Here is a 17,200-nt window from a genome sequence, read left to right as displayed (position 1 = left end):
CCCCCGGGACCGGGATAGTTGCGGGCACCTGCTTCAAATCCCGACTTTACCGCTGGTACAAGATCACATCCAACCGCAGCGGCGAATCTCACCGCACTTCGGCGCCGACGCCGACCGATGGCGAGCATCGGCGTGTCGCGCCGGACCACGATCCTCGTGGCCTGCGGTGTCAACGGCCGGTCCGCGCGATGCGGGCGGATTTGCCCGCGCCGGAGGGCAGGGCGGCCCTGGCGAGATCGGCGGCGCCGATCATGCCCGCCGCCTCGCCGAGCTGAGTGGTCCGGATGCGGGCCAGCGGCCGGTGACCCGCACCGGTGATCGTGCGCGCGTATTCCTCACGCGCCTCGTCCAGGAACAGCGGCGCCGAACTGCTGACCCCGCCCGCGATGACCACCAGGTCGGGATCGAAGATGTCGCTGACGAACGCCAGCCCGAGGCCGAGCCAGCGCGCGAAGTCGGCCATCACCCGCGCCGCGAGCGGATCGCCGTCCTGCGCGGCGCCCGCGACCCGCCGTCCGGTCAGCGAGCCGGGATCGCGCGCCACGTCCCTGGCGAGCACGGAGTGCACCGTGTCGCTGGCCAGCATCTCGATCGCGGTCTCGGCCAGCGCGGTTCCGCTGCAATAGCGCTCCCAGCAGCCGTGCTTGCCGCACGGACAGGGCCGCCCCTGCGGAACGACTTGCAGATGACCGAGTTCCGGCGCGACACCGTGCGTGCCCCGGTACAACTGGCCGTCGATCAACAAGGCGGCGCCGATGCCGGTGCCGATCGCGATCAGCACCACGTTGTGCCCGCCCGCCGCGGCGCCGAACCGGTATTCGGCCCACATCGCCGCGTTGGCGTCGTGTTCCAGGATCACCGGCAACTCCAGCCGTTCGGTGAGTCGCTGGGCGACCGGCGCGTCCTGCCAGGGCAGGTGCGGGGCGAACCGCACGGTGGAGCGATCACCGTTGATGAACCCGGCGACCGCCAAGCCGACCGCGCCGATGGAATGCCGGCCGGACAGGTCGCGCACGGCCCGGTCCAGCGCGTCTTCCAGCGCGCGGGCGGAATGCGGCGTCGGCGCCTGGACCGTGTCGAGCACCTCGCCGCTGTCGTCGATCACCGACGCCCGAATGTTGGTGCCGCCGACGTCTATTCCGACGGTCAGCGGTCGTGTACCGGCCATCTGCTGCGTCATACCTTGATCGTCACGGGAATGTCGACGTAACGGGGGCCATCGCCGTCCTCGCCCGGACCGTGCCGGTGCGGCGCACCGGTTTCCTGGTCGGCGTCGGTGGGCATGACCGGCTCGACCGGCACCCCCGCCAGCGCCTCGCGCAGCACGGTGACGATCGCGGTGCCGTGCTCGGCGACCGCGGCCAGCACGTCGTGGTGCTCCCCGCGCACGAGCGCCGCGGCCGCGCACACCGGGCACCAGCTGCAGCCGGCCCACTCGGCCTGGCCGTCGGCAGCGCGCCGCAGCACCGGCTCGACCCTTTCCAGTACCGCTTTGGCCAGCAGCTTCAACTCCTCGGCGAATTCGCTGATGCCGTCCGGCGCGCTGTGGCCGCCTGCCTCGTGTCCCTCGGGCGGGTGCGGATCACCGGTCATGGTCGTGGCTTTCGGACGCCTGCGCCCACACCCGCGGATCGGGCCGGAAGTGGACCACCAGATACCCGTCATCGAGCTCGGCGCCGTCGACCGTGCACCGCCGCAATACCGGCGCCAGGCGCACCCGCCGCCGGACACCGTCCGCTCCCACGATCAAATCGTCCTCCACTCGGCCAAGGCGCAACGTGGCGGCGTCGACCACCGGCAGGTGCATGCGCAGCGCGTACACCGACTGCAATCCGGTGCCGGATTCCCGCAGAACCAGCGGTTCGCCGGAACTCGCGTCGACCTCCGTCTGATTGTCGCTCAGCATAAGCGCAGCGTCACCGGTGTCGCCCGCCGAGTCCATCGCGTACGACAGCGCGGCCAGCGAGTTCAGCCCGATCGGCTCGGCGCCGGTGTGCTGCGCGATCACCACCGGGATACCCGGCATCTTGCGCCGCAAATCGGCGATGACGTCCGATTGCTCACCGCGCCGGTTCGAATACCAGTGCACCGCCGGATGTTCGGCCGAACTCGGTTCGGCGAGCGGCGCGAGATCGGGCAGCACCTTGTTCACCACCACGGCATCCAGTCGCAGGCCCAGCAGCGCCGCTGCGGAACGCACCCGCTCCGATTCGGCCACCGCCACCCGCTCGGCGACCGTGATCAGCCGCGCCCCGGTGCGCCGGTGGTCGGTGAGCAGGTCGCGAACCTCGGTGACCGCCTTGACGATCCGTTCGACCGTGGCCGCGAGCACGGCGCGGCGCAGGTCGGTGCCGATGGCGCTCATCGTCCGCGCGTGCGGCGGCCACATCCGTTCCAGGTAACCGAGCAGGGTGGCGGGCGCGGTGACCAGGCGCAGCATGTCCGCCGATGGCGGGCAGTCGACGACGATCAGATCCCAGTCGTCCTCGGCGACGAACTGGGTGATCTCCACCAGCATCAGCAGTTCCTGCACGCCGGGCAATCCGGTCAGCTCCGCCGGCTCCAGCGCGGCGAGGTCGAAACCGTGCTCGTGCCCGCGGCCGGTGGAGATCAACCGCACCACATCGCGGAACCTGTCCTCGAGCAGCGCGAGCGAATCGATCTCGATCACGTCCAAGCCCGGCAGCACGGTGGCGACGCCGGTGACAGTGCCGGGATCGTGCGGGAAACGGAAGCCGAGCGCGTCGCCCAGCGAATGCGCCTGATCGAGCGAGGCGATCAGCACGCGACGGCCCGATCTGGCCTCGGCCATGGCGGTGGCACACGCGAGCGTGGTCTTGCCCACCCCACCCTTGCCGATGAACAGTTCGACCCGGGTCTTGTGCGCGGTCAGCCTTCGACCCGTTTCTTCAGTTCCTTCAGCGCGGTGTCGGTGATCACTTTCTCGGCCTTGCGCTTGAACATGCCGATCATCGGGATGTTCAGATCGACGGTCAGCGTGTAGACCACCTCGGTGCCGCCGTCCGGCCGATCGATCAACTCGTAGGTGCCGTTCTGGGCCTTCTGCAACTCGCCGCTGAGCAGCCGCCAGCTGACCGCCTTACGGTCGGCGCGCCAGTCGTAGGACAGGACGTAGGTGTCCTTGACCACCCCGGCGTCCAGCACGAACCGGGCGGTCTCGGCCAAGCCGTCCGGTCCCGTCTCCAGCACCTCCACCGACTTCGCCGCCGATACCCACTCCGGGTAGGACTCCAGATCGGCGATGACGGACATCACCTGCTGCGACGGGGCCTCGATGACGATTGATCTCTGGGTCCTGTCGGCCATGCGGACAGCGATTCCTTTCGGCGTCGGTGCTGGTAGATCAAGACAGGGCCGCGGGAGCGACGCCGGCCGGGCGACCCGACTCCAGTCGGGACTTCACTTCGAACGACATGTTCTTGCCCGCGACCCGGCGCGCCCGGTTGGCGGCGGCGAGTTTGCCCACCGGCAGCGCGGGCTGCGGTTCGGCGTGCAGGAAGTAGTGCAGGATCACCCCGTCGAGCGAGGGCTCCAGCCACACCTCCATGGTTCCGGTCAGCGCCCCGGACACCGACCAGCGGATGCCCTTCTCACCCCGGTTCTCCCGGACCTCCAAGTCCAGGTCCGGCCACCAGCGGCGCCACTGGTTCGGGCCGGCCAGCAGGTCGGCCACGGCGGCCCCCGATGCGGCGACGAAGGTCTGATCTGCGACCTGGATACTGCTCACTCCGCTGAGCGTAGTAGATGCGACGCGGATCACCGCAGCAGCTGTCGCAGGCGCGCGCCCAGGGTGTCCCAGCGCCACTGCTGCTCGACGAACGCCCGGCCCGCCACGCCCATCCGCGCGGCCGCGTCCCGATCGGACAGGATCTCCACCAGGGCGTCGGCGATCTGCTGCACGGAGCGGCCGTCCACCACCCGCCCGGTCCTGCCCTCGATCACGGTCTCCGGCGCGCCGCCGGAATTGCCCGCCACCACCGGGACGCCGGACGCCGAGGCCTCCAGGTAGACGATGCCCAGCCCCTCCACGTCCAAGCCGGCGCCCCTGGTCCGGCAGGGCATCGCGAAGACGTCCGCCAGCGTGTGATGCGCGGCCAGCTCACCGGACGGGACGCGGCCGGTGAACACCACGTCCTCGGTGACGCCCGCGGCGACCGCGAGGGCGCGCAGCTTGTCCTCGAAGGGGCCGCCACCCGCGATCACCAGGACCGCTCCGGGCACTCGCTCGCGGATATCGCGCATGGCCAGGATCAGTGCGTCCTGCCCCTTGCGCGGCACCAGCCGCGACAGGCACAGGATGGTCGGACGGTCGCCCAAGCCGTAACGCTCGCGCAGCTCGGCACGCGCCCCCGGATCCGGGCGGAACACCTCGGTGTCCACCCCGGGCGGCAGATACTCCAGCGCCGCGTTCGACCCGAACGCGGACGCGAACCGGCGGCGGGTATAGCGGCTGACATACGTGACGACGTCGGTCTGCTCGCCGATCACCCGCAACGCCTGCCTGGCTCCGGGCAGCATCGACCAGCCGACCTCGTGGCCGTGCGTACTGGCCACGATGCGTTCGGCGCCGGCGCGACGCAGCGCGGGCGACATCAGCGCCAGCGGTGCCGCCGCCCCGAACCACACCGTGTCGCACTGCTCGCTCCGCAGCAGTCGCGCGGCGCGGCGCAGCACGAGCGGAGTCGGCAGCATCAGCGTGGTGGGATGGCGAATCACCTGGAACTTCTGCCTGGCGTCGAACTTCAGATGACTGTCGCCGCGCCAGCGCGGAGCGTAGACGACCAGGTCATCCGGCGGCAGCTCACCGGCCAACGCCTGCAGATACGACTGGATACCGCCCGGCCGCGGCGGGAAATCATTGGTAACCAGCAAAGTTCGGGCCATGCGCAACAAAATACTGTGTCTTCTGGCCGCGACTGCGTCGCGGCGTGTTCGCGGCCCCTTTGTGGCTCGCGTCCGAGTGACCGCCGCTTGCTCCTTCGTCGCGTACGCGGCGGCCACTCGGACGCGAGCCGGGCCGCGAACGGCGCATGCTCGGTCTCGCTTCGCTCAAAACCGGGAGTTGGGGTGCGCTGGGCGCGTGGGGGCGCCAGCTTGGGCATCGTGTACGCGGCTCGCAGTGGTGGGTGGTCGTATGTGACCGGTGATCGGTCGGGTACGTGGCGGCCGCGCGAACGCGAGCCGGGCCGCGAACGGAACATGCTCGGTCTCGCTTCGCTCGAACCGGGAGTTGGGGTGCGCTGGGCGGGCGCGTGGGGGGCGAGCGCTGGGCATCGTGTACGCGGCTCGCAGTGGTGGGTGGTCGTATGTGACCGGTGATCGGCCGGGTACGTGGTGGGCGCGCGAACGGGAGCCGGGCCGCGGATGGCGGATGCTCGGTCTCGCTTCGCTCGAACCGGGAGTCGGGGTGCGCTGGGCGCGTCGGGGGGAGCGCTGGACATCGTGTACGCGGCTCGCAGTGGTCGTCCTGAGGACCGATCCGCGACGGCCGTGCGAACGGGGCGGGCCGCGAACGGCGCATGCTTCGCTAAACGGGGAGCTGGGTGCGTCGGCATTGGGGCTCGCCGGCATAGTGCACGCGGGTTGGGGCGGCTGTCTTTCCAGTTGGCGGTATTCGCTGGTCAACGCTTGCGCAGGGGCGGGTCGGTTCGGGCGGGTGGCTCGGCCGACCAGTCCCAGCTCGACACGGCGCCTTCCGTTGCCTATGCCGTCCGCCGACCCTGCCTAACGGCGGGGCGCGGCGTAGAAGCAGCGCGCGATTCGCGGGTTGGGGAGGGAGGGTCAGGCGGTCCGGGCTCGTACCCACTCGCGCCAGTCGTCGACGAACTCGGTGCGGGTGGTGCCGAGGACTTCGCGGAGGATGCCGTCTTCGGTGGTCGGGTCCTGTTTGCCCGCCGCGATGCGGTGGTAGAGCTGCACCAGGTGAGGACGGTCGTATTTCTCGGCGACGAATGCGCAGATCGACCAGGCCTTTTCGTAGGTGAAGGCGGCGTCGTGGCCGGAGAACTCGGCGTCGGCGGGTAGATCGGCGGGGATCTGCCCGGCGTGGGCATGCGCGGTGAGGGTGGGGGCGATGTCGGCGAACCGCTGGCCTTCGCCGTGGTGCGCGGTGTAGTCGGCGAAGCCTTCCAGCATCCACAGCGGTGCGCCGTCGACGGTGTCCGCACGCGCGGCGATGTGGGTGAGTTCGTGCCGCAGCAGGGTGGCCATGCCTTCGGGATCGAGGCGGCGTCCGGTGTCGGGACCGAAGACGACACGCTGGCCGGTAGGGCTGCTGCCCTGGGTGAACGGGTCGGCGACCGATGCGGCGGCGACTTCGGCGGGCAGGAGGTCGGGCGAACGCAGCAGAGCCGCGAACTCCGAAGGCGACGAGGCGACGACGACGAGCGCGGACTGCGCCCAGCCGGGGCCCCAGACATCGGTCACCGCGGCGGTGGCGTCGGCGAGTTCGCGCTCCAGCACGTCGATTTCGATCCGCTGGTCGGAATGGCCGACGACCAGGGATTGCCGTCCGTCGCCGGTCGGCACCTGGCGGGCGACGATGGAACCGAACGGCTCGACGATGCGCCGCACCTCGGCGAGCCTGGGATCGGTGGCCGCCGCCTGACCCACCGCCTCGGTCGTCCCCGGTTCGGCGGCTCGCAGTTTCGGTAGCACCGTGTTCGGCAACATGATCAGTGCGACACACACCCCGGTGAGCGCCACCACCATCGCGACGGTGAGGCAGAACTCGAATCGCCGCCGCGCCGACCACCAGTCGCGCGATTTCCGCATGCCCGTCATCGGCGCACGCCGTCCGGCGACATGGCGCCGCGGTGCCGTGCGGTGGCTGAGGCGCCGTGTCGACCGCGAAGGTCGCTCACGGTCGTCCGTAGCCGGTCGGTCGTGCCTGGAGTAGTGCGGTGCCGCTGTTTGGCTCGCTCACAGGGTCTAGTATCGCCGAGCCGAATGGAACGGTGTCGAGCCCATGGGCGCGACCGCGACGGGCACGCCGAAGGTCGAGGCGTGCAACATGAGTCCGTTTCCCGCGTAGATGCCGACGTGCGAGATGTCGGAGTAGAAGAAGACGACGTCGCCGGGCTGCAGATCGTCCTTGGCCACCGGGGTGCCGTAGGTGGCCTGCTGCGAACTGGTTCGTGGCACGTTCTTGCCGACCTGCTTGAAGGCCCACTGGACCAAGCCGGAGCAATCGAACTGGTTCGGGCCGGTGGCGCCCCAGACGTAGGGGTCGCCGATCCGCGTGAGTCCCGCCGCCAGTGCGCTGGTGCCGCTGCCGGGAACGAGACCCTGCAAAAGGGTGTCGCGGTCGAATCCGGGCGGGAACGGCGAGCCGGCGAGAGCGGACTTGTCCTTCGCCGACAGCGTGCCCCAGGCCTGCACCACCTGCGCGATGGCGCCACCGAGATCACTGCGCTTGTGTTCCAGATCGATGCGCACCGCCTCGGCCTTCTGCGCGGCGGAGCGGGCCGCGTCGGAGGCGGCGCGGGCCGCCGATTCGGCCGCGGTGGCGGCGTCCGTGGCCTTCTCGTAGTGGTCGAGCTGCTCGGAGGTCTGCGCGGATACCACATCCAGCGTGGACATCTGGTCGAGCAGTTGCTGCGGTGAGTCGCTGACCAGCACCGCGAACAGGCGGTTGGTGCGGGCGCCCTGATAGGCGGCGATCGCGGTCCGGTCGATGACCGGCTGGTACCGGCGGACCTCGTCACGGGCACGGTTGACCATGTCGGTACTGGCGGCCAGCCGGGCGTCGGCGTCGCGCTGCACGGCGAGTTTCGCCTCCAGCTCGGCCTCCGCTCCCAGTGCCTGCTGGTTGAGCTGCTCGGACTGATGAGACAGATCGATCATCCGCTGCACGGCTTCGGTGGCCGTCGAGGGAAGTGCTACCGGATCGGCTCCGGCCGGACCGCCGCCGTAGAGGCCCGCGGCCAGGATTCCGGCTGCCAGCGTCCCGCCCACCAGACGTTTGGTCTGCTGTCTCCGGTGATGTTCAGCCACAGCCCGCGGTGCCCCGTTCTCTCGTGAAGCGATCTCTCGTGAAACCGACGCAGAGTCCTTCGCCGAAACCGAGGTTTGCGCCGGCGAACCGCGGGTAATCGGTGGAAGGTCTCGGTTAGGTTACGGAACGGCCCGCATCGATGTCCAGTAGAGCACGGAACGATCACGGGCCGTTGGTGCGGTCGGGCCGCGATACAGCGGCCCGACCAGCTGCTTCTCAGAAGCGGCGAGCACCCGCGACCGGCATGGAGGAGATCGGCGCGACCTTCACGGGCTGGCCCGAGGTGGACGCGTGCACGACATTGCCGTCACCGGCGTAGAGGCCGGAGTGGCTGCCGCCGTAGAACGAGACGAGGTCGCCCGGCTGCAGATCGTTCAGCGACACCGGGCTGCCCGCGGACAGCTGCGCGCCGCTGGTGCGGGGCAGTTCGACGCCCGCCTGGCGGTAGGACCACTGGACCAGGCCGGAGCAGTCGAACGAGTTGGGGCCCGCGGCGCCGTAGACGTACGGGGAGCCGACCTTGCTCATGGCGGCGTCCAAGGCGATCTCGCCGGAGCTCTTGGGGGCGGCGAAAGGAAGGGGAGCGGGACCGGGCAGCTCGAGGCCCGGCAGGGCCTGCGGGACCGGGATCTCGTTGGGAACGTCGAAGGTTCCCACGCCGGGGATGGTCACCGGCTGGGCCGACGCGGGGGCTGCGGGCAGCAGGAACGCGCCGAGAGTGGCAGCGCCGACGGCCCCGGCGGCAACAGCGCGCTGTGCGTGACGCTTGACGGCGTTGGTCGTCATGATGCGGAACTCCCAATCTGCCTCACGACGCCGCACCCGGTGGTGCCGCGGACTTCGTCTGGGCCGCACCGGTTGGCGCGGCGGACTCCGTGAGGTCTCGAAAAGGTTACGAACACATCACGGTGATTTGTAAAGGCCGGGCAATGCGAAAAGCGTCTGCTCAACAATTGCGCGGTCCAAAGGCTGTGAGATACGTCCCACGGAATCACGAAAAGATAACGGTGCCGAAATCCCAGGAAAAGTCCGGTTTCGGCCGTCTGCTGGAGCGGGTCGGACCGGTCGGCGACCCTGGATTGCCTCGACCAGCGTTTTGCCAGGTAGGTGGCCCTAAAACACCGTAGGGCACGGCATGGTCGCTCGTTCGTACACTGTAGAGCCGAGGGTGGCGGGCTCGCCTGCTGGTGATCGACTGCGCTTCGCAAGACTCGCGGCAATGTTTGATACAGTTTTGTTCCTTTTGTGATCTGAGTCTCTTTTCCGCATTCCTAGATCATTTCCCGGGTATCGCCCGAGAATCCCCACGGTGTAATTCGGACATTTCGTGGCGGATTCGCGTGCCCGGTTCCTGTCGGACCGTGGCCCTACGCTGCTCGCCGTGTCCGACCCCGCGCCGCGCCCGGCCGTCCAGCAGCTGGCTTTCGACGAGCTCGACACCCCCTTGTACGACACCACCTTCGTGGTCGTGGACCTGGAGACCACCGGGACCAGTCCCGGAGCCGACGGCATCACCGAGATCGGCGCGGTGAAGGTGCGCGGCGGGGAGGTGCTCGGCGAATTCGCGACGCTGGTCAACCCGGGACGCGCGATTCCGCCCGCGATAGTGCACGTCACGGGCATCACCACCGCGATGGTGTACGCCGCGCCGGGGATCGAGGCGGTGCTGCCCGGCTTCCTGGAATTCGCCGCGGGCGCCGTGCTGGTCGCGCACAACGCCCGGTTCGACATGGCGTTCCTGCGCGCCGCCGCGGCGCAGTGCGACACCCCGTGGCCGGCCGCGCAGGTGCTGTGCACCGTGAAACTGGCGCGACGGGTGCTCGGGCGCGACGAGGCCCCCTCCGTGCGGCTCGGCTCGCTGGCGCGCTTGCTCGGCGCCTCCACCCAACCGACCCACCGCGCACTGGACGACGCCAGGGCGACCGTCGACGTGTTGCACGCGCTGATCGGACGAGTCGGGAACCAGGGCGTCCACAGCCTCACCGAGCTGCTGGACTATCTGCCCGACGTCACGCCCCGGCAGCGCTCCAAGCGCGTCCTCGCGGCCGATCTCCCCGCTGCTCCCGGTGTGTATCTGTTCCGCGGTCCTTCCGACGAAGTCCTATATATAGGTACGGCCGTGAACCTGCGCCGTCGTGTCCGTAATTACTTCACCGGTTCGGAGACCCGGGGCCGGATGAAAGAGATGGTGTCCCTGGCGATTCGGGTCGACCACGTGGTGTGCGCGCACGCGCTCGAGGCGGGGGTGCGCGAACTGCGGCTGCTGGTGGCGCACACTCCGCCGTACAATCGCCGGTCGAAATTCCCGAAGCGGGCCTGGTGGCTCACCCTCACCGACGAGCCGTTCCCGCGGTTCTCGGTGGTGCGCGAACCCACTCGGGACGCGCTGGGGCCGTTCCGCTCCCGCAACGACGCCGCCGACCTCGGCGTGATCATCGCCGAGTTCACCGGACTGCGCACCTGCACGACGCGGCTGTCGCGCAGGGCGGTGCACGAGTGCCCGCCCGCCCTCGTCGGTGGGTGTCCGGCGGGGTCCACGGGCAACCCGCTGGATATGGCGCAGTACGCCGCTGCGCCCGCGCTCGTGCGTTCACTGTTCGCCGGGCACAGCGACGCGCCGATCCGGTCCATCCTCGATCGCATCGAAAACCACGCGCGTGCACAGCATTTCGAGGCGGCCGCGCGGCTGCGCGATCGTGCGGCGCGGGTGGTGCGGGCGCTGCGCCGTACGCAACGGCTGGCCGCGCTGGCACGCATAGCCGAATTGATCGCCGCGCATCCCGACGGCGACGGCGGGTGGGAGTTTGCGGTCATCCGGTACGGCCGCCTGGCCGGTTCCGGCACGGCACGGCGCGGTGTGCCGCCGATGCCCCTCGTGGAACAGATCGTCGCCGCCGCCGAAACGGTGATTCCGACGGGGATTCTCGCCGAGCATCCGCTGCGGGAGGGGGAAGCGCCGATCACGGAAGACGCGCCGCCGTTGCGGGGCGCTTCACCGGAAGAGGTGGCGTTGGTCGCGCGCTGGCTGGCCCGGCCGGGAGTGCGGATCGTGCGCACCACCGAGGGGTATCGAGAGCCGCTGTTCGGCGCCGCGCGGTGGCTGGGCTGGGCGGAACTGGCCGACGCGGCGGTCCGCGCGCAACCGACCGAGCAGGGCTATCTCGACCGCTTAGGCTGAGCGTCATGATTACCGCGATCGTCTTGATTCACGCCGACAACGGCCGCATCCCCGAGACCGCGCAGGCGGTCGCGGACACCGAGGGCGTCGCCGAGGTCTACTCCTGCGCGGGCGACGTGGACTTGATCGCGATCGTGCGGGTGCGCGACCACGAGCAGATCGCCGAGGTGGTGACCGCCCGGATCGACAAGACGCCCGGTGTCCTGCGCACCACGACGCACATCGCGTTCAAGTCGTACTCGCGGGCCGAAGTGGAGGCCGCGTTCTCGCTGGGCGACTAGTCCCGTTCAGTCCTCGATCCGGACGCTGAGCACCGCGAAATAGGCGGCGTCGTTCGGCGCGAGCACTTCGACGACATCGCCCGAGCAGCCCGGCACGTCGTACAGGTGCACGACGCCGTCGGTGCGGTTGCGGACCTCCACATCGGACCCGTCGCCGACATCGAGGCAGCCCGCCGGGTTCTCGTAGCTGAGGCCCGCGGCGAACAAGGCGCCTTCGGCCGCGTTCGCTCCTGGCGCGGCGGCGGCGATACCCGCGGTGGCGAGGACAGCGAGTAGCGCCGGAACGGTGGGTCGCATATCTGTGCTCCTCGTCGGTCGAACCGGCCGGCGCGGTGCCCGACGAACTCGGCGATGCGCCGGATTGCCGCCTCGAACGTTACCGGCCGCGACAGCGCCGATCAGGGCCTTCGTTCAGGTCAGCGTGTCGACCCGCACGCATCGACCGACCCGCGTCAGTTGTCACCGAGTGTCTGCGTCAGCTTCGCCCAGCGCTCCAGCAGCGCGGCCGCGTTGCCCGCATCGATCGCCTCGGCGGCACGGTCGATGCCCGCGGCGAGCGCTGCGTGCAGATCCGCGTCCGGATCGCCCGCGCCGCGCGACCAGTCGTAGGCCACGATCGCCGCCGCCGAATTCAGCAGCACCGCGTCGCGGACCGCTCCACCGCGACCGGCGAACACGTCGCGCGCCACGCCCGCGTTCACCTCGGCGTCGCCGCCGCGCAGCGCGTCCAACTCGACCCGGGGGATGCCGACGCGGGTGGGGTCGATGGTGGTCCGACGCGTCCGTCCGCCCGAGACGATCCACGCCTCGGTGGTGTCCGAGGTGGTGATCTCGTCGAGCCCGTCGTTGCCGCGCACCACCAGGGCACTCGCACCGCGTTCGGCGAACACCCCCGCGATGACGGGCAGCAGGTCGGCGAACGCGCAGCCGACCAGTCCGGCGCGCGGCTGCGCGGGGTTGGTCAGCGGTCCGAGCACGTTGAACACCGTCGGTATGCCGATCTGGCTGCGGGCCGCCCCCGCATAGCGCAGGGCGGGATGGAACACGGCCGCGAAGCAGAAGCCGATGCCGACCTCGCGCACACAGCGCGCCACCGCCTCGGGACCGAGCGCGAGCTTCACGCCGAGCGCTTCCAGCACATCCGCGCCGCCGCTCTTCGACGACGCGGCCCGGTTGCCGTGTTTGACCACGGGAACACCGGCCGCGGCCACCACGATCGAGGACATGGTGGAGATGTTCACCGAACCGGACCGGTCACCGCCGGTGCCGACGATGTCCACCGCGTCGCCATCGATGCGCACCAGCCGGGCGTGGTCGAGCATGCCCGCGGCCAAGCCGGTCAGTTCGGCGGGCGTCGGGCCTTTGATCTTCATGGCGACGCCGAATGCGGCGATCTGCGCGGGAGTGGCGTTGTCGGACATGATCTCGTTCATGGCCCACGACGTGTCGTCCGCGGCCAGGTCGCCACCGTCGGCGAGGACTCCGAGCACCTGAGGCCAGCTGCGCACGCTCATTCCACACTTCTCCCGTCACACCGGTTCCACGCACCAGTTTGTCCGCACGCAGCCTAGTGCGCGACCGGTTATGCCGAAGGGCCCGGTTGCAGGGCGTCCCAGCCGTCGGCGGTGCCGTCGTGGCGCTGGGCGAGGCCGGCCATGCGCGAGCGTTCCTGGGAGCAGTGCAGGGCGTCCAGCAGTTGGACCCGCTGGAGGATCACCGTCTCGAGTTCGTCGCTGCCCGGGCCGCCGACCTGCGGCGCGGGGGAGTAGCCGTCCTGTGCGGCGATCGCGCAGACGGTGGGCACGTGCCGCGGCGGGATACGCAGGTGGTGCCGCAGCACCGCCGGCGCGTCCGGCGTCAGACCGGTCGCGCGCGCCAGCACGGCCGAGCACGCCTCCGTGTCGTCGAAGCAGGCCGCGACCACGACCAGATCCGCTCGCGCCGGGTCCAGTGCGGCGGGCCGGTCCCGCCGGAACAGCCGCCGCCACAGCCGCGGTCCCATATTCGTCTTCATCTCAGCTTCTCCTTACCCTCGCCTGCCATGCTGGCCGGGCGTTCGTCCGCGCTATGCGACCCGTTCCGGGGGTCGCCGACCCCGCTCGCCCCCTGCCCCCGCCTGGTCGAGAGCCTGTCCCTTCCTGCGTTTTCGGACACGGAGGAACGAGTTTCGTACCCGGGTTCGGCTGTCGTACTACGACGAGTCATACTTACCCCCGTGACGACCGCAGTAGGGACCCCAGGATCGGCCATTACCCAGCGTGTGCATTCGCTGAACCGGCCCAACATGGTCAGCGTCGGTACCATCATCTGGCTGTCGAGCGAGCTGATGTTCTTCGCAGGCCTGTTCGCGATGTACTTCGTCGCGCGCGCCCAGGCGCACGGTAACTGGCCGCCGGAGCCGACCGAGCTGAACCTGAAGCTCGCGGTGCCGGTCACGGCCGTGCTGGTCGCGTCGTCGTTCACCTGCCAGATGGGCGTGTTCGCCGCGGAGAAGGGCGACGTGTTCGGCCTGCGCCGCTGGTATGTCGTCACGCTGATCATGGGCGCGTTCTTCGTCGGCGGCCAGGGCTACGAGTACATGAACCTGGTGCACGAGGGCACGTCGATCGCGGGCAGCTCCTACGGCTCGGTGTTCTACATCACCACCGGCTTCCACGGCCTGCACGTGATCGGCGGTCTGATCGCGTTCGTGTTCCTGCTGGCGCGCACCAAGGTCAGCAAGTTCACCCCGGCGCAGGCCACCGCGGCGATCGTCGTCTCCTACTACTGGCACTTCGTCGACATCGTGTGGATCGGGCTGTTCGCCACGATCTACTTCGTCCGCTGATCGTGGCCGCCGCGCTGCCGAACGCGCGCGGTGCGACCCAGGATCTTTCGCAGAAGTCGGTTCCGTCTACTCCAAAGGGACACAGATGAGTTCATCTCCCCCGTCAGCGCCAGAGCCCGCCAGCCCCGGGAACGGCCAGGCCAGCAAGACGCGCAGGCAGCGCCGCGTTCGCCGTCGCATCGCGGGCGGGCTTGCGCTGCTGGTGGGCCTCGTCGGAGCAGGCTTCCTGGCATCGGCCCTCACGCCGGACCCGCAGCGCGCGACCGCGCACGAGGACCAGTCCGCGCTCATCCGCGAGGGTCAGCAGCTCTACGACACGTCCTGCATCACCTGCCACGGCGCGAACCTGCAGGGTGTCGCCGATCGCGGTCCCAGCCTGATCGGCGTCGGCGAGGCCGCGGTGTACTTCCAGGTGTCCTCCGGGCGCATGCCGATGGCGCGTAACGAGGCCCAGGCGCAGCGCAAGCCCCCGAAGTTCGACGCCCACCAGACCGACGCGCTGAGCGCGTACGTGGCGGCCAACGGCGGCGGCCCGACCGTGATCCGCGACGCCGACGGCGAGATCGCCCAGGAGTCGTTGCGCGGTGACGACATCGCCCGCGGTTCGGAGCTGTTCCGGATGAACTGCGCGTCCTGCCACAACTTCACCGGACGCGGCGGCGCGCTGTCCTCCGGTAAGTTCGCGCCGCCGCTGGAACCGGCCAGCGAGCAGCAGATCTACGCCGCGATGCTCACCGGCCCGCAGAACATGCCGAAGTTCTCCGACCGCCAGCTGAGCCCGGAGGAGAAGCGCGACATCGTCGCCTACGTCAAGAACGCGACCGAGGAGCACAGCCCCGGCGGCTGGGATCTCGGCGGCTTCGGTCCCGCGACCGAGGCCCTGGCCATCTGGGTGGTCGGTATCACGCTCGTGGTCGGTGCCGCGATGTGGATCGGATCCCGGTCATGACCGGTCAGCGCCTCGAGGCGGTAGCTAGCGTGGCCACGGATGGCGCCCGGCCATGCCGAAAGGACACAGGTCATGAGCAGTAAGGAGCGAGACGACATGGGTCGCCCGGATGAGGGCCACGACGCGCAACCGTCGAACGAGCACGCGGTGAACGCCACTCCGGTGGAGCCCACCGAGGCGGAGCTCGACAAGCTGTCGCGCGACGAACTGGTCAAGCTCGGCACCGAGCGCGACGGCGTCGACGTCGCCTACCGCCGCGAGCGCTTCCCGATCCCGGGCACCCGGGCGGAGAAGCGCGCCGAGCGCGCGGTCACCTTCTGGTTCGCCGTTTCCGGCATCGCGGCCGCGGCACTGGTCGGCGTGTTCCTGTTCTGGCCGTGGGAGTTCAAGGGCAAGGAGGAGGAGGGCCACGGGCTCTACTCGCTGTTCACCCCGCTGGTCGGCCTGACCTTCGGCATCTCGGTGCTGGTGATCGGCGTCGCGGTGGTGCTGATCCGCAAGCTGTTCATCCCCGCCGAGCTGTCCATCCAGCAGCGGCACGACGGTCCGTCGCCGGAGGTCGAGCGCCGCACCCTGGTCGCCGAGCTGCAGGACGCGCTGGACACCTCCACCCTGGGCCGCCGCAAGATGATCACCCGCACCGCGGGCGCGGGTGTCGGCGTGCTCGGCATCGGCGCGCTGCTGGTGTTCGTCGGCGGCATGATCAAGAACCCGTGGGCCAAGGGCGACAAGTCGCCGCTGTGGGTCTCCGGCTGGACTCCGGACTTCCCGGGCGAGACCATCTACATCCGCCGCGACACCGGTCGCCCGGAGGACGTGGTGCTGGTGCGTCCGGAGGACCTGGACGCGGGCGCCATGGAGACGGTGTTCCCGTGGAAGGAGAAGTGGCGCGGTGACGAGCACGCGACGTTGCAGTCGCTGCGCGGCATCCGCAACGCCGTCATGCTGATCCGTCTGCGCACCGAAGACGCGCAGAAGGCGATCAAGCGCAAGGGCCAGGAGAGCTTCAACTACGGCGACTACTTCGCCTACTCGAAGATCTGCACCCACCTCGGCTGCCCCACCTCGCTGTTCGAGCAGCAGACCAACCGGATCCTGTGCCCCTGCCACCAGTCGCAGTTCTCCGCGACCGAGTGGGGCAAGCCGGTCTTCGGTCCCGCCGCTCGCGCGCTGCCGCAGCTGCCGATCACCGTCAACGCTGAGGGCTTCCTGGTCGCCAACGGCGACTTCATCGAGCCGCTCGGCCCGGCCTACTGGGAGCGCCGTTCATGAGTCCTTCAGTCGCAGCCCAAGCCAGCGAGGCGGACGAGCGGTACCGCGCCGCCGCGTTCATGAAGCGGTCGATCAACAAGGTCTTCCCGACCCATTGGTCGTTCCTGCTCGGCGAGATCGCGCTCTACAGCTTCATCATCCTGCTGCTGTCGGGCGTGTACCTGACCCTGTTCTTCGACCCGTCGATGAGCGAGGTCGTCTACAACGGCGCTTATCAGCCGCTTCGCGGTGTGACGATGTCGCGGGCGTACGAGACCGCCCTGAACATCACCTTCGAGGTCCGCGGCGGTCTGTTCGTACGGCAGGTCCACCACTGGGCGGCGCTGCTGTTCGCGGCCTCGATCATCATCCACTTGTTCCGGATCTTCTTCACCGGCGCGTTCCGCAAGCCGCGTGAGGCGAACTGGGTGATCGGTTCGCTGCTGCTGATCCTGGCGATGTTCGAGGGCTTCTTCGGCTACTCGCTGCCCGACGACCTGCTGTCGGGCACCGGCCTGCGGGCCGCGTTCGGCGGCATCACGATGAGCATCCCGATCATCGGCACCTGGATGCACTGGCTGATCTTCGGTGGTGACTTCCCCGGCGAGATCATCATCCCGCGGCTCTACATCGCGCACGTGCTGCTGTTCCCGGGCATCATCCTGGCGTTGATCGCCGCGCACGTGGCGCTGGTGTG

At 69.6% G+C, this 17,200-nt stretch carries 18 protein-coding genes; 6 read left to right on the top strand and 12 right to left on the bottom strand.

Going from position 1 to position 17,200, the window contains the following annotated elements; genetic code table 11:
* Window positions 1-169: 169 nt before the first annotated feature.
* The 9 genes from ACGF7Y_RS29455 to ACGF7Y_RS29415 form a co-directional block, all read right to left on the bottom strand.
* Window positions 170-1,180: an ROK family protein gene (locus ACGF7Y_RS29455; protein WP_393239366.1), complete on the bottom strand. Its 1,011-nt coding sequence runs from the start codon at window positions 1,178-1,180 to the stop codon at window positions 170-172.
* The gene (locus ACGF7Y_RS29450; protein WP_393239363.1) at window positions 1,177-1,593 is read right to left on the bottom strand and encodes a hypothetical protein; all 417 of its coding nucleotides are present in this window, start codon (window positions 1,591-1,593) and stop codon (window positions 1,177-1,179) included. Before ACGF7Y_RS29450 ends, ACGF7Y_RS29455 begins: the two co-directional genes overlap by 4 nt.
* The gene (locus tag ACGF7Y_RS29445) at window positions 1,583-2,866 is read right to left on the bottom strand and encodes an ArsA family ATPase (RefSeq protein WP_393239699.1); all 1,284 of its coding nucleotides are present in this window, start codon (window positions 2,864-2,866) and stop codon (window positions 1,583-1,585) included. Before ACGF7Y_RS29445 ends, ACGF7Y_RS29450 begins: the two co-directional genes overlap by 11 nt.
* Before the next feature lie 23 nt (window positions 2,867-2,889).
* A complete protein-coding gene (locus ACGF7Y_RS29440) occupies window positions 2,890-3,327 on the bottom strand; it encodes an SRPBCC family protein (protein WP_357132001.1) in 438 nt (145 codons plus the stop codon).
* Between the two features lie 37 nt (window positions 3,328-3,364).
* The gene (locus tag ACGF7Y_RS29435) at window positions 3,365-3,748 is read right to left on the bottom strand and encodes a polyketide cyclase / dehydrase and lipid transport (protein WP_391469806.1); all 384 of its coding nucleotides are present in this window, start codon (window positions 3,746-3,748) and stop codon (window positions 3,365-3,367) included.
* Between the two features lie 29 nt (window positions 3,749-3,777).
* On the bottom strand, window positions 3,778-4,905 hold the full coding sequence (locus ACGF7Y_RS29430; protein ID WP_393239359.1) for a glycosyltransferase family 4 protein: 1,128 nt from the start codon (window positions 4,903-4,905) through the stop codon (window positions 3,778-3,780).
* Window positions 4,906-5,802: 897 nt separating this feature from the next.
* Window positions 5,803-6,795: a hypothetical protein gene (locus tag ACGF7Y_RS29425; RefSeq protein WP_393239356.1), complete on the bottom strand. Its 993-nt coding sequence runs from the start codon at window positions 6,793-6,795 to the stop codon at window positions 5,803-5,805.
* A gap of 156 nt (window positions 6,796-6,951) precedes the next feature.
* Window positions 6,952-8,016 carry an NlpC/P60 family protein gene (locus tag ACGF7Y_RS29420; RefSeq protein WP_393239353.1) on the bottom strand — a complete coding sequence of 355 codons (1,065 nt, stop codon included), beginning with the start codon at window positions 8,014-8,016 and terminating at the stop codon, window positions 6,952-6,954.
* A 217-nt stretch (window positions 8,017-8,233) separates the two neighbouring features.
* Window positions 8,234-8,803 carry a C40 family peptidase gene (locus tag ACGF7Y_RS29415; RefSeq protein ID WP_357038085.1) on the bottom strand — a complete coding sequence of 190 codons (570 nt, stop codon included), beginning with the start codon at window positions 8,801-8,803 and terminating at the stop codon, window positions 8,234-8,236.
* Between the two features lie 595 nt (window positions 8,804-9,398).
* On the opposite strand from ACGF7Y_RS29415, the gene ACGF7Y_RS29410 reads away from it, so the two are divergent.
* Together ACGF7Y_RS29410 and ACGF7Y_RS29405 are read left to right on the top strand one after the other, a co-directional pair.
* A complete protein-coding gene (locus ACGF7Y_RS29410; protein ID WP_393239350.1) occupies window positions 9,399-11,195 on the top strand; it encodes a DEDD exonuclease domain-containing protein in 1,797 nt (598 codons plus the stop codon).
* 5 nt (window positions 11,196-11,200) lie between these two features.
* Entirely contained in the window at window positions 11,201-11,476 is a 276-nt protein-coding gene (locus ACGF7Y_RS29405) for an Lrp/AsnC family transcriptional regulator (RefSeq protein ID WP_040865888.1), read from the top strand.
* A 6-nt stretch (window positions 11,477-11,482) separates the two neighbouring features.
* On the opposite strand, the gene ACGF7Y_RS29400 is transcribed toward ACGF7Y_RS29405, so the two are convergent.
* The 3 genes from ACGF7Y_RS29400 to ACGF7Y_RS29390 all read right to left on the bottom strand — a co-directional run bounded on the left by ACGF7Y_RS29400 (window position 11,483) and on the right by ACGF7Y_RS29390 (window position 13,490).
* A complete protein-coding gene (locus tag ACGF7Y_RS29400; RefSeq protein WP_393239347.1) occupies window positions 11,483-11,773 on the bottom strand; it encodes a hypothetical protein in 291 nt (96 codons plus the stop codon).
* Between the two features lie 155 nt (window positions 11,774-11,928).
* Entirely contained in the window at window positions 11,929-12,990 is a 1,062-nt protein-coding gene (trpD, locus tag ACGF7Y_RS29395; protein WP_393239344.1) for an anthranilate phosphoribosyltransferase, read from the bottom strand.
* Window positions 12,991-13,058: 68 nt separating this feature from the next.
* A complete protein-coding gene (locus ACGF7Y_RS29390; protein ID WP_393239341.1) occupies window positions 13,059-13,490 on the bottom strand; it encodes a hypothetical protein in 432 nt (143 codons plus the stop codon).
* A 201-nt stretch (window positions 13,491-13,691) separates the two neighbouring features.
* Here ACGF7Y_RS29390 and ACGF7Y_RS29385 point away from each other — a divergent pair, with 201 nt between their 5' ends.
* The 4 genes from ACGF7Y_RS29385 to ACGF7Y_RS29370 all read left to right on the top strand — a co-directional run.
* Window positions 13,692-14,303: a heme-copper oxidase subunit III gene (locus ACGF7Y_RS29385; RefSeq protein WP_393239338.1), complete on the top strand. Its 612-nt coding sequence runs from the start codon at window positions 13,692-13,694 to the stop codon at window positions 14,301-14,303.
* 85 nt (window positions 14,304-14,388) lie between these two features.
* Window positions 14,389-15,252 carry a c-type cytochrome gene (locus ACGF7Y_RS29380; RefSeq protein WP_393239335.1) on the top strand — a complete coding sequence of 288 codons (864 nt, stop codon included), beginning with the start codon at window positions 14,389-14,391 and terminating at the stop codon, window positions 15,250-15,252.
* Between the two features lie 96 nt (window positions 15,253-15,348).
* Window positions 15,349-16,524 carry a ubiquinol-cytochrome c reductase iron-sulfur subunit gene (locus ACGF7Y_RS29375; RefSeq protein ID WP_393239696.1) on the top strand — a complete coding sequence of 392 codons (1,176 nt, stop codon included), beginning with the start codon at window positions 15,349-15,351 and terminating at the stop codon, window positions 16,522-16,524.
* Window positions 16,521-17,200, top strand: a 680-nt coding sequence (locus ACGF7Y_RS29370; RefSeq protein ID WP_393239332.1) for a cytochrome bc complex cytochrome b subunit, incomplete at its 3' end; no start/stop codon positions are given. The genes ACGF7Y_RS29375 and ACGF7Y_RS29370, both read left to right, overlap by 4 nt.

This window comes from Nocardia sp. NPDC047654, from assembly GCF_043205035.1.
Taxonomy (GTDB): domain Bacteria; phylum Actinomycetota; class Actinomycetes; order Mycobacteriales; family Mycobacteriaceae; genus Nocardia.
The sequence above is the reverse complement of the archived record's forward strand: the minus strand, read 5'-3'. Positions and strand labels throughout refer to the sequence as shown.